Annotated in this window: 10 protein-coding genes and 1 pseudogene; 8 read left to right on the forward strand and 3 right to left on the reverse strand. The window is 55.8% G+C overall.

What is annotated here, in order from left to right; translation table 11 throughout:
- The first annotated feature begins 155 nt into the window (after positions 1-155).
- Complete coding sequence (rnr, locus tag ACEPPP_RS18290; RefSeq protein ID WP_374088793.1) at positions 156-2,408, forward strand: ribonuclease R; 2,253 nt, start codon at positions 156-158, stop codon at positions 2,406-2,408.
- Between the two features lie 33 nt (positions 2,409-2,441).
- Here the strand turns inward: rnr and ACEPPP_RS18295 are convergent.
- The 3 genes and pseudogenes from ACEPPP_RS18295 to map form a co-directional block, all read right to left on the reverse strand.
- Positions 2,442-2,950: pseudogene (locus ACEPPP_RS18295) on the reverse strand (hypothetical protein).
- Positions 2,951-3,001: 51 nt separating this feature from the next.
- A complete protein-coding gene (gene glnD, locus ACEPPP_RS18300) occupies positions 3,002-5,632 on the reverse strand; it encodes a [protein-PII] uridylyltransferase (protein ID WP_374088794.1) in 2,631 nt (876 codons plus the stop codon).
- Positions 5,633-5,637: 5 nt separating this feature from the next.
- Positions 5,638-6,402 (reverse strand): type I methionyl aminopeptidase, encoded by a 765-nt coding sequence (map, locus tag ACEPPP_RS18305; RefSeq protein WP_374088795.1) that lies wholly within the window; start codon positions 6,400-6,402, stop codon positions 5,638-5,640.
- A 436-nt stretch (positions 6,403-6,838) separates the two neighbouring features.
- Between map and rpsB the strand changes: the two genes are divergently transcribed.
- The 7 genes from rpsB to ispC all read left to right on the forward strand — a co-directional run bounded on the left by rpsB (position 6,839) and on the right by ispC (position 12,742).
- Positions 6,839-7,582, forward strand: a complete 744-nt coding sequence (rpsB, locus tag ACEPPP_RS18310; RefSeq protein WP_374088796.1) for a 30S ribosomal protein S2 — start codon at positions 6,839-6,841, stop codon at positions 7,580-7,582.
- Positions 7,583-7,668: 86 nt separating this feature from the next.
- On the forward strand, positions 7,669-8,550 hold the full coding sequence (tsf, locus tag ACEPPP_RS18315; RefSeq protein ID WP_374088797.1) for a translation elongation factor Ts: 882 nt from the start codon (positions 7,669-7,671) through the stop codon (positions 8,548-8,550).
- 53 nt (positions 8,551-8,603) lie between these two features.
- On the forward strand, positions 8,604-9,329 hold the full coding sequence (pyrH, locus tag ACEPPP_RS18320; protein ID WP_374088798.1) for a UMP kinase: 726 nt from the start codon (positions 8,604-8,606) through the stop codon (positions 9,327-9,329).
- A complete protein-coding gene (frr, locus tag ACEPPP_RS18325; protein ID WP_374088799.1) occupies positions 9,329-9,886 on the forward strand; it encodes a ribosome recycling factor in 558 nt (185 codons plus the stop codon). Before pyrH ends, frr begins: the two co-directional genes overlap by 1 nt.
- Positions 9,887-9,900: 14 nt before the next feature.
- The gene (locus tag ACEPPP_RS18330; protein ID WP_374088800.1) at positions 9,901-10,668 is read left to right on the forward strand and encodes an isoprenyl transferase; all 768 of its coding nucleotides are present in this window, start codon (positions 9,901-9,903) and stop codon (positions 10,666-10,668) included.
- Positions 10,669-10,688: 20 nt separating this feature from the next.
- Positions 10,689-11,558 carry a phosphatidate cytidylyltransferase gene (locus ACEPPP_RS18335; protein ID WP_374088801.1) on the forward strand — a complete coding sequence of 290 codons (870 nt, stop codon included), beginning with the start codon at positions 10,689-10,691 and terminating at the stop codon, positions 11,556-11,558.
- Positions 11,558-12,742, forward strand: a complete 1,185-nt coding sequence (gene ispC, locus ACEPPP_RS18340) for a 1-deoxy-D-xylulose-5-phosphate reductoisomerase (protein WP_374088802.1) — start codon at positions 11,558-11,560, stop codon at positions 12,740-12,742. Before ACEPPP_RS18335 ends, ispC begins: the two co-directional genes overlap by 1 nt.
- The last annotated feature ends 4 nt before the right edge of the window (positions 12,743-12,746 follow it).

Raw genomic sequence — 12,746 nt, forward strand, 5'->3', positions numbered from 1 at the left:
GCCGCGAGTTTTTTTAATCTCCCGGCCTCGAAGCGTGTATCATATATCAACATGTTGAGCAATCAAGTTTTTATCCTGGATTTTTTCGATGCCGCCAAATCTTCGGCGCAAGCGTACAGTCCACTCATCCCATCCAAGTTATCTATTCATTCTAAATGCCGTCCAAGTCAAAAAAAGTCGCTGACTTCACTTTAACCCACGATCCCTACGCCGAACGCGAAGCGGAAAAATACCAGCGTCCGATTCCAAGTCGCGAACTGATCCTGCAATACATCGAGCATGCCGGCAAGCCGCTCAAGCGTGCGGAAATTGCCGAAGCCTTCGCGCTGAGCGACGACGAGCAACTGGAAGCCCTGCGCCGGCGTCTTCGGGCGATGGAAAGAGACGGGCAGTTACTGTTCAATCGCGGACAAAAATACTGCCTGGTCAATAACAAGGATCTGATCGTCGGCCGCATTCTCGGTCACCCGGACGGCTACGGCTTCCTGCGTCCCGACGACGGTTCGGACGATTTGTATTTGTCGCCGCGCGAGATGAACGCGCTCCTGCATAACGACCGCGCGATGGTGCGCATTGCCGGCATCGATAAAAAAGGCCGCCGAGAAGGCGCGGTGGTCGAAGTTCTGGAGCGCAACACGCAGCAGGTCGTCGGCCGTTTTGTGAAGGACGGCTTTTTCTATGTCGTGCCCGATAACAAAAATATCGCGCAGAGCGTGCTGATTTCGCAAGGCCATTTCGGCGCGGCGAAACCCGGCCAGATCGTGATCGCCGAAATCCTCGAGCAGCCGACCAAGGTCAGGCAGCCGATCGGGCGTGTGATTGAAGTGCTCGGCGACCATCTGGCGCCCGGCATGGAAATCGAGATGGCGATTCGCTCCTATGGCTTGCCATATCAATGGCCGGAAGCGCTGCTCGAAGAAATCCAGGCGTTCAGCGAGGAAGTGCCGGAAGCGGCCAAGCAAAACCGCGTCGATTTGCGCGACACGCCGCTGGTCACGATCGACGGCGAGGACGCGCGCGACTTTGATGATGCGGTGTTTTGCAAAAAGACATCGAAAGGCTGGAAACTGTTGGTCGCGATCGCGGACGTTTCGCATTACGTTCAAGTCAGCACGGCTCTCGACCAGGAGGCGAAAAACCGCAGCACGTCGGTATATTTTCCGGAAAAAGTGATTCCGATGCTGCCGGAGATTTTGTCGAACGGACTCTGTTCATTGAATCCGCATGTCGACCGGCTGTGCATGGTCTGCGAGCTCGTGATCGATGGTCAGGGGCACGTGGTCCGGTCGAGCTTCTTCGAAGGCGTGATGCGCTCTCATGCCCGGCTGACCTATACCGAAGTCGCGAAGATGCTGGTCGAGAACGACAAAGCTCTTTCCAACAAACACAAGGCGCTGCTGCCGCATCTTAAGGAACTGTATGCATTGTACCAGGTGATGCGCCTCAGCCGCGAAGAGCGCGGCGCGATGGACTTCGATACCCAGGAAACGCGGATCATTTTCGGCAAGGAGCGTAAAATCGACCGCATCGTACCGCTGGTGCGCAACGACGCGCATAAACTGATCGAAGAGTTCATGATCGCGGCGAACATGGCGGCGGCGCGTTTTTTGAACAAGAAAAAAATCCCCAAACTGCTGCGCATTCACGAAGGTCCGAGCGCTGACAAATTGCTGGCCCTGCGCACTTTTCTCGGCGAACTCGGGCTGAAACTGGGCGGTGGGCTCAAGCCGACGCCGCTCGATTACATGCATCTGATGCAGTCGATCAAGGAGCGGCCCGATGCGCATCTGATCCAAACGGTGCTGCTGCGCTCGATGTCGCAGGCCGTTTACAGTCCCGATATAAAAGGCCATTTCGGTTTGGCGCTAGAAGAATACGCGCATTTCACCTCGCCGATCCGCCGTTATCCCGACCTGCTCGTGCACCGCGGCATCCGCCACGCCTTGCAGGGCAAAAAACCGGAAAGTTTCGTCTATAGCCATCCCGACATGGTATTGCTCGGCGAGCATTGCTCCGCGAACGAGCGGCGCGCCGATGACGCGACCCGCGACGTGGTGCTCTGGCTCAAATGCGAGTACATGATGGACAAGATCGGCGAGGAGTTCTCCGGCCTGATTTCGGCGGTCACCTCGTTCGGCTTTTTCGTCGAACTCGAAGAGATTTATGTCGAAGGCCTTGTGCATATCAGCAATCTGGGTCAGGATTATTTCCATTTCGACCCGGTCAGCCACCAGCTTCGCGGCGAACGCACCAATACGGTGTTCCGTTTGGGCGACAGCGTCAAGATCCAGGTCGTGCGCGTCGACTTGGATGAAAAGAAGATTGATTTCGAGTTGATCAAAAAACGCAGCGCGGCCACCAAGACGAAGTCGCGCAGCAGGTCGCGGCAAAGGAAGAAAAAGGAATAAGGATTTGCTCAAAAATAACTTCCCGAAATCCCCCTACGGAAAAGCCCGATAATTCCAGCGAGCAAGATGCTCATCAAAAACAATCCTGATGTTTTCGAGGAAATCCGCGGCACATTTTTTCCCGGTCTCGTAAACGCCAGCCAACACCTCCACCGTGACTTTCGGTCCGGTGGCCGTTCTTGCCTGTTCCATGAAGTGCTTGGCAATGGCGAGCGAATGAAAGACGACGCCCTGGCAGGCACGGGTGATGTGCGGAAACAGGCGATGCTCAATCGGATGTGTTTTGAGCAATACGGCGGATAATGCGCCATGCGAATTTCCAGCCCCAATTGGGTCGCCGGCGCCTGCAACGCTTCCTTGAACACATGGCGATTGGCGGCATTACTGCCGCCGCCATCGCAGAGGATGAGCAACCTGCGCGCTTAGGGATAGTGCCGGTTGCCGTGCCGTTGCCACCACTGGGCAATGCTGGCACAGCATAATTCGCTGGTATCGTGGCTAGTGTTGAGGTGTATCGTGCCTTCGTTCAACAGTTTGCGCACCGTGTTCGGGCTGACCGGCGTCGCTTTCGCGCCCAAGCGCCTAAACCGCTGTTACCTTTCCAGGGCGTTGATGATTTCTTCCCGGAGTTTTTCCAGGGCGCCTGGGTCGGTAATCGGCCGCAGAGTGCTGTCGGTGACGTAGAACATGTCTTCGGCGCGGCTGCCGATCGTGGTGATCTTGGCGTTATGCAGATTGATCTGTTGCTTCAGGAAGGCGCGGCCGATTTTCGAAAGCAGTCCGGCCCTATCGGTGGTGATCAATTCGATGATCGTGCAATGGCACATTGGGTCGGCATGAAACTGGATGCTGGTCGGAATCGGAAAGTGTTTGGCCTGCCGGGATTGGCGATGAATGTTTTTGCGCTCGTTGACCGTCTTGTGCAATAGATTGTTGCGCAATGCGGAGCAAATATGCACTTCCCGGATCAAATCCCGGATCGGTTCGCCGTTTTGTTCGAGCACCTGAAAACTGTTCAAGGCATAATTGTCCGTGGTCGTCATGATCCTGGCGTCGAGCACGGTCAGGCCCAATTGGTCCAGCGTCGCGGTGCTGATCGAAAAGATGTTGCCTTCGTTTTTCGTATAGACGAAAACTTCCGCGCTGCCGTGCTGGGTTTGCGGACGCAGCAAGACCAGCGGCAGCTCGGCTTCGTTGGAGGAGGCAATTGCGATCGTATGCCAGACGATTTCATCGGCCGAATAGCGCAGGAAATAATCGTCGCTCGCGTGCTGCCAGGAGGCATCAATGTCCTGTTCGGACAAGCCGAGCTGAATCAGTTCGTCGCGCGCTTCTTTCTTGGTTTCGAGGATGCGGTCGGTTTGACCGGCCGGGTTCGGCAGGCCCCGGCGCAGCATCTGATGGGTCGCGGTATAAAGTTCCTTCAGCAGCGAATCCTTCCATGAATTCCACAGTTCGGGATTGGTCGCGCGAATGTCGGCGACGGTCAACAGGTAGAGATGGTTCAAATACTCGACGCTGCCGACCTGTTGCGCAAATTCGTGGATCACTTCCGGGTCGCTGATGTCCTTGCGTTGCGCGGTCATCGACATGATCAGATGGTGGCGTACCAGCCAGCCGATCAGCTTGGTGTCGTGCGCGGAAAAACCGTGCTGCTGACAGAATTCCCGGGCGATGTCTTCGCCTATCGTCGAGTGGTCGCCGTTTCTGCCCTTGGCAATGTCGTGAAAAAGCCCGGCAAAATAAAGCAGTTCGGGCTTGCCGATCAACAGAAAGATCTGGCTGCAGAACGGCAGCTCGTCCTTGTGTTTTTCGAGCGAAAAGCGGCGCAGGTTGCGGATCACGAACAGCGTGTGCTCATCGACCGTGTAGATATGAAACAGGTCGTACTGCATGCGGGCGACGATATTCGCGAAGGCGGGCAGGTAGGCGGCGAGGATGCCGTAGCGGTTCATCCGCCTGAGCTGGTGGGTCAGGCCCCTAGGCTGCTGGAAGATTTCGACAAACAGCCGGTTCGCGGTCTTGTCCTGGCGAAAAGCGTCGTCGATCAGGTGCAGGCTTTTGCGGATCAGGCGGATCGTGGTCGCGCGCACCCCTTTGAGGTCGCGGTTTTGCTCCAGGATCAGAATCAGTTCGAGCAGGGCGACCGGACGGTTGGCGAAAACCTGGTCGTCGACCGCTTCCAGATAGCCGTTGATCGCAACGAATTGCGTGTTCTCGGGAATGGGCTTGATGTCGGTGTGGCCGTTGATGAAGCGTTCGTGAAACAGCTGCAGCAGCATTTCATTCAAGCGCTCGAGACCCAAGACGGTTTTGAAATAGAACTGCATGAACAGTTCGACATCCTGATTGTAATGCTGATCCTCGCAGCTAAAGCCGAATTGCGTGGCCAGTTCGCGCTGGTAGTCGAAAATCAGCCGGTCTTCGCAGCGATGGGTCAGCAAATGCAGGGCATAGCGGATGCGCCAGAGCACCTCGACCGCATCGACCAGCTCATTGTATTCGGAAACCGGCAGGAAGCCGTATTTGATCAGTTCCTTCAGAGTCGACGAATTGTAATGGCGCTTGAACACCCAGGCGATGACCTGGCGGTCGCGCAGCCCGCCGGGGCCTTCCTTGATATTCGGCTCTAGGTTGTAGGCGGTGTCATGGAATTTGGCGTAGCGTTGGCGCTGTTCTTCCATTTTGGCCGCGAAAAACTGGTCCGAAGGCCAAATCTTGTCGGGCGAGATGTCTCCCCGGAGTGTTTCATACAGATCCTGGTTGCCGCAAATCAGCCGCATTTCCATCAAACTGGTGATGATGGTCTGATCGTCCATCGCCTGGCGTACGCATTCCTTGATCGTGCGCACGCTGTGGCCGGGTTTCAGGCCAATGTCCCAGAGAAAGGTGAAAAATTGTACCAGCGCATCCTGATGCGGGGCGTCGCCCTCCGAATCGAGCAGCACCATGATGTCGATATCGGAATACGGAAACAACTCGCGCCGACCGTAACCGCCCACCGCGATCAGGCTCAGGCGGGGGGAATCGTCGCCGAGAAACAGGCGCCAGCAGCGGCCCAGGATCGCGTCGATGAAATCGGATTTGGCGTGCAGCAGCGGCAGCACCGACTGATGCGGGTCGAATTGCAGGCGTAGCTCGCAGTCCTTTTCTTTAAGCAGTTGCTTGAAGAACGGCAGGCTGTCGGAACCCGTGAGGGGCAGGGTAGCGGTGGGGTCGTTCAAGGCGTTTACCTTTCTTCCTGGCGTAACGTCAGTATTTCGTAGCCGTCGGCGGTGACCAGTACGGTATGCTCCCACTGCGCGGACAGGCTGCGGTCCTTGGTCACGACGGTCCAGCCGTCCGACAACACCTTGATATGGCGTTTGCCGATATTGATCATCGGTTCGATCGTAAAGATCATGCCCGGTCGGAGCACTTCGCCGGTGCCGGCTTTGCCGTAATGCAATACTTGGGGATCTTCATGAAAGACTTTGCCGATGCCGTGTCCGCAAAACTCCCTGACCACCGAGTAGCGGTTGCCTTCCGCGTGTTTCTGGATCGCCTCGCCGATGTCTCCCAGTGTCGCGCCGGGTTTGACCCGCTGAATGCCCAGGTACATCGATTCCTGAGTCACTTTGATCAGACGTTTGGCATGCGGGCTGACCTCGCCGACGCAGAACATTTTGCTGGTGTCGCCGTGATAATCATCCTTGATCACGGTGATGTCGATATTGATGATGTCGCCGGATTTCAGCTTTTTTTCGCAGGGAATGCCGTGGCAGACCTGCTGATTGATCGAAGTGCAGATCGATTTCGGAAAACCGCGGTAATTCAGCGGCGCCGGAATCGCATTTTGCACATTCACGATGTAGTTGTGGCAGATAGTGTCCAATTCATTGGTCGTAATGCCCGGCACGACATGCGGTTCGATCATTTCGAGCACTTCGGCGGCCAGGCGGCCGGCGATGCGCATTTTTTCGATTTCGGATTCGGTTTTGATGGTGATGCTCATGACGTGGGCAAAGACTCAATGCAATTTAAAAAGTTCGATAAAATTAAAGTTTCAAGGTTTACGGCACTAGGAAAAAGCTGAGTTTTGCCGTAAAAAGCGCCTCAATATATCATATATCCATATCGCATATATCCACTTTGGACGAACTTTGGCGCTGTTTGTCGCGAAAAGGCCGGGCGTTTTGGCGATGATTTGCCCGCATTTCGCGGCGCTTAGGCGGGAGCGAAACGGCAAAAGGCCAGGAAATGGATTTGTCGAATTCGTCAAAATATGGTATAAAGTTAGGTTCAGTTTTTCTGAAATAAATACTCACCTTTACCGTCACACTTGCCAGGGTGCCTGCTTTTTCGTATTGCGGCGGGTTGGCAAGCGGGGTAAGGGGAGGCGTAACCCACCGGAACTTGGTTCCGAAATTTTATACTGAGGAGAAAAATTAATGGCGGCAGTTTCAATGCGTCAAATGTTGGAAGCGGGTGTTCACTTTGGACACCAAACCCGTTACTGGAACCCGAAAATGGCTTCGTACCTGTTCGGCGCCCGTAACAAGATCCATATCATCGATCTGGAAAAAACGCTGCCTTTGTTCAATGACGCGATGAATTATCTGGGTCAAATGTCCGCAAACAAGGGCAACATCCTGTTTGTCGGCACCAAGAAAGCGGCGCGCAAAGTGGTTGCGGAAGAAGCGATCCGTTGCGGCATGCCTTATGTCAACCATCGTTGGCTGGGCGGCATGTTGACCAATTTCAAGACCATCAAAAAGTCGATCAATCGCCTGAAGGAACTGGAAGCGATGAAGGCCGACGGCACCCTGTATCAGCGTTTCGGCAAGAAAGAAGCCCTGATGATGGAGCGCGAACTCGAAAAGCTCGAGCGCAGCCTGGGTGGTATCAAAGACATGAGAGGCATTCCGGACGTGATTTTCGTGCTGGATGTCGGTTACGAGAAAAATGCGATCAGCGAAGCCAAGAAGCTCGGCATTCCGGTGGTCGGCATCGTCGATTCGAACAACTCGCCGGAAGCCATCGATTATGTGATTCCTGGCAATGACGACTCGATCCGCGCGGTCAAGTTGTATTGCGAGTGCGCTTCCGCCGCGATTCAGGAAGCGAAAGCCGCGACCCAAGGATTGTCGGCCAAGGCGGATGACTTCGTTGAAGAGACTCCAGCAGCCGAATAAGCCCAAACAGGCTGTTCGATGAGACCGGAAAACGCCTCCTTTTGGGGGCGTTTTCATAGTGATGATAAGATTAGGAAACATAAAGAATGAGTATTACTGCAGGTATGGTTAAGGAACTGCGTGAAAGAACCGGTTCCGGCATGATGGAATGTAAAAAGGCCCTGCAAGAGGCAAACGGCGACATGGAGTTGGCCATCGAAAACATGCGCAAGGCAGGCCTTGCGAAAGCCGATAAGAAATCCGGCCGCATCGCGGCGGAAGGCAGCATCGGCGTCAAGATCAGCGACGACGAGAAGACCGCCGTGATCGTCGACATCAACTGCGAAACCGATTTCGTCGCCAAATCGCCCGATTTCGTTAATTTCGTGAACGATGTGGCGACTGCGTTGCTGACCGCCGATGTCGCGACCGACGAACAATTGCTCGACGTGAAACTCGGCGACGGCGTGACCGTTGAAGAAACCCGCCGCGCACTGATCGCGAAACTGGGCGAAAACATCACGGTTAGACGTTTCCAAAAATTCCACACCGCCGAAGGCGGAACCGCCTGTTATCTGCACGGCAGCAAGATCGGCGTGATCGTCGAACTGGCCAAGGCGGACAAGGAACTGGGCAAGGACGTGGCTATGCATATCGCGGCGAGCAAGCCGATCTGCGTTTCCGATGCCGAGGTTTCCCAGGAAACGATCGAAAAGGAGAAGGAAATCTTCAAGGCGCAGGCCGCAGAAAGCGGCAAACCGGCCGACATCATCGAAAAGATGGTGGCAGGACGCATCAGCAAGTTCTTCGCGGAAGTGACCCTGCTGGGCCAGTCGTTCATCAAGGACGACAAAGTCTCGGTCGGCAAGCTGGTGTCTGCAAAGGGCAACGGCGTCGTGCGCTTTGCCCGTCTGGAAGTCGGTGAAGGCATCGAAAAGAAGGAAGAAAACTTCGCCGAAGAAGTGATGGCGCAAGTACGGGCCAGCTAAATTGGCTGACGGCAGACCTTGAACAAGCTCTTAATAAACCATCCGACAAACTTATGAATAAACCGATTTGCCAGAGAATTTTATTAAAGCTGAGCGGCGAGGCGCTGATGAGCGAAGCGGGCGGAAGCATCGACTCCGACATCCTGCACCGTCTGGCCGCCGAAATCAGGGAATTATCCGATTTCGGCGTCCAGGTCGGCCTGGTGATCGGCGGCGGCAATATCCTGCGCGGCGCCGAAAAGGCCTCCGAGGGATTGGACCGGGTCACCAGTGACCAGATGGGCATGTTGGCGACCGTGATCAATGCGCTGGCGATGCAGGACGCGCTCGAGCATCAGGGCTTGCAGGCCCGGGTGATGTCCGCACTGAAGATCAATCAGGTGTGCGAGGATTACATCCGTCGCCGCGCTGTCCGTCACCTGGAAAAAGGCCGCATCGTGATCTTTGCGGCCGGTACCGGCAATCCGTTTTTCACGACCGATTCGGCCGCCAGTCTCAGGGCGATCGAGATCAACGCCGGGCTGATGATCAAGGCGACCAAGGTCAAGGGTGTATATTCCGCCGATCCCGCAAAAGTCAAGGAAGCGGTCTTCTATCCGCGCCTGACTTATGACGAGGCGCTGGATCAGCGGCTGAACGTGATGGACACCACCGCCCTGGTGCTGTGCCGGGACAATAACATCCCGATGCGGGTGATGAACATCTTTGAACAAGGCGCGGTGATGCGGCTGATGAAGGGCGAAGAAATCGGTTCGCTGATTGAACGAGGAGCAAAATAATGATTAGTGACATTCAACAGGACGCAGCGGCCCGCATGGGCAAAAGCATCGAAGCCCTGAAACACGAGTTTGCGAAGATCCGGACCGGGCGCGCGCATCCGAGCCTGCTCGACCAGATCAGCGTGTCTTACTACGGCACCGAGTCGGCGCTGTCCCAGGTCGCGAACATCGCGGTCGAGGATGCGCGGACCTTGACGATTACGCCCTGGGAAAAAACCATGGTGCAGGTGATCGAGAAGGCGATACTCAAATCGGATCTCGGCCTGAACCCCGCTACCACCGGCATGACGATCCGGATTCCTCTGCCGCCGTTGACCGAACAACGCCGCCGTGATCTGGTCAAGGTGGTCAAACACGAGGCCGAAAACGGCCGCGTGGCGATTCGCAACATCCGCCGCGACGCGAACAATGCGATCAAGGATGCCTTGAAGGAAAAGCTGATTTCCGAAGATGACGCGCGTAACGCGGAAGAAAAAATTCAAAAAATCACCGACCAATACGTCAAGGAAGTCGAAAAATTGTTGGAAGCCAAAGAAGCCGATTTGTTGTCGCTTTGATGCGGATGCCAGCCATGTCGTCAGACAACGCGCGCTTGAAAACCACCGATAACGGCTTGCCGCGTCATATCGCGATCATCATGGACGGCAACGGCCGTTGGGCGCAAAAGCGCTTCATGCCGCGCGCGGTCGGCCACCGGGCCGGCGTGAAGGCGGTACGCAAAATCGTCGAACATTGCACCCAGGAAGGGGTGGAGGTGTTGACGCTGTTCGCGTTCAGCAGCGAAAACTGGCGGCGTCCGTCCGAGGAAGTCTCGCTCCTGATGGAATTGTTCATGGTGACCTTGCGGGCCGAAATCGATCGCTTGCATCAAAACAATATCCGCTTGCGCTTCATCGGCGACCGGAGCCGCTTCCCCGAGGCCTTGCAAAAGCAAATGGCCGAAGGCGAAGCGCAAACCCAAGGCAATACCGCTTTGACCGTCGTGATAGCGGTCAACTACGGCGGCCGCTGGGATTTATGTCAGGCGTTTCGCGCGGTCAATCAAAAAATAGCGGCGGGCGAATTGCAGGCGCAGGACATCGATGAAAACCTGATCAATCGCCATTTATCGACCGCGGATTTGCCGGAGCCGGATTTATTCATCAGAACCGGCGGCGAACAGCGGGTCAGTAATTTTTTACTCTGGCAACTCGCCTACACCGAATTGTATTTCACCGATACCCTCTGGCCCGATTTCGACCAGAAAGCGCTCGACGAGGCGATTTTGAGTTTCAAAGGCCGGCAAAGGCGCTTTGGTCATACCGGCGAACAGGTGCTCGGCAAAACGCTTACCCTCTAACTTTAACGATAATTATAACAATGTTGCTCAAGCGAATTATCACTGCATCGATTCTGGCCGCCCTGATTGCCACGGCGGTATTCACGCTGCCTTCCGGCTATTTTTCCCTGCTGCTTGCCATCCTGACCTTGGCCGCAGCTTGGGAGTGGCTGTATCTGATCGACGTGCAATCGATCGTCAAAAGACTGTTGTTCCTGCTCGCGTTGGTCGTGCCGATGGTGGGGCTGCATCTGTGGACACAATTTCTGGAGTTGTTGGCGCAATGGACCAACTGGCCGGATATCCGATTTTATTCGGGCGTCATCGAATGGCTGGTCATCCCGCCGATTCTGTTCTGGATCGTGGCGATGATTTGCATCAGGAACCTGCCGCATACGGTGCTGAAGCTGCAATTGAGGCTGCGCTATAAGGCCTTGATCGGCTGGTTCATCCTGCTCGCCTGCTGGATGTTCCTGAGCCGGCTGCGTGCATTCTACGAGCCGCCGATGACGATGTATTTCCTGATCCTGATCTGGGTGGCCGACATCAGCGCGTATTTCGTCGGCAAGAAATACGGAAAGACCAAATTGGCGCCGGACATCAGCCCCGGCAAAACGGTCGAGGGTTTCTACGGCGCCTTGGCTGCCGCATTGGTCTGCGCGATCGCGCTGAGCCTGATATACGGTTTCAATTATGTGTTCGCGGCCGATTTCGCCTTGCTGTCGGTATTGACCGTGTTGATTTCGGTCTACGGCGACCTGTTTTTCAGCGTCGTCAAACGCCAGCGCGGCGTCAAGGACAGCGGCACAATCCTGCCGGGACATGGCGGCATTCTGGACCGGGTTGACAGCATCATCGCGGCGATCCCGTTATTTTATGCCGGCATTTATCTGATTTACGGACTGATCTGATGAAAGGCATCTGCATACTCGGGGCGACCGGTTCGATCGGCGTCAGCACGCTCGATGTGGTCGCAAGGCATCCTGATCTCTACAAGGTCGTCGCGCTGACTGCGAACAACAATATCGATTTATTGCTCGAACAATGCCTGCGCCATCGGCCGGAACTGGTCGTGGTCGCCGACGAAGCGAAAGCCGCGGCATTCAAGGAAAAAATCGCCGGCACCGCAGTGGCCGGCACCAACGTGCTGGCCGGGGCCGATGCCCTGGCGGAAGCCGCCACGCTGGATAACGTCGATTCGGTGATGGCCGCGATCGTCGGCGCGGCAGGATTACTGCCGACGTTGGCGGCGGCGAAGGCCGGCAAGACCGTGCTACTGGCGAACAAGGAAGCCCTGGTGATGTCCGGCGACATCTTCATGCAGGCGGTCGTGGATTCGGGCGCGCATCTTTTGCCGATCGACAGCGAACACAACGCGATCTTTCAATGCATGCCGGCGGCTTATGAAACCGGCGTCAGCGCGAAGGCGGCCCGGCGCATCCTGTTGACCGCCTCGGGCGGCCCGTTCCGGCAGACGCCGGTTGCCGATCTGGTGCATGTGACTCCGGAGCAGGCGGTTGCACATCCGAATTGGGACATGGGCAAGAAGATCTCGGTCGATTCGGCGACGATGATGAACAAAGGCCTCGAAATGATCGAAGCCTGCCTGTTGTTCAACATGAAGCCGGAACAGATCCAGGTCGTGATCCATCCGCAAAGCGTGATCCATTCGATGGTCGATTATATCGACGGCACCGTGCTCGCACAGATGGGCAATCCGGACATGCGCATTCCGATCGCGCACGCCCTGGCCTGGCCCGAGCGCTTCGAGTCCGGCGCGGAGCCGTTGAATATTTTCACGGTCCGCCGGATGGATTTCGAAGAGCCGAATTTCGAACGCTTCCCTTGTTTGCGTCTGGCCTACAAGGCGATCGAAACCGGCGGCACGATGCCGGCGGTATTGAATGCGGCCAATGAAATCGCTGTCGATGCCTTCCTGAACCGGCGGGTGCGCTTTACCGACATTCCGGTGATCATCGAGCGCTGCATGGAGGCGATCGAGGTCAAGGCGGCAGATTCACTCGAAATTATTTTGGATCAGGATAAATTAGCGAGAACGGTGTCTAATCGAATTATCGATCAACTGACCCGCTAATTTT

This window comes from Methylomicrobium lacus (genome assembly GCF_041897535.1).
Taxonomy (GTDB): Bacteria; Pseudomonadota; Gammaproteobacteria; order Methylococcales; family Methylomonadaceae; genus Methylomicrobium; species Methylomicrobium lacus_A.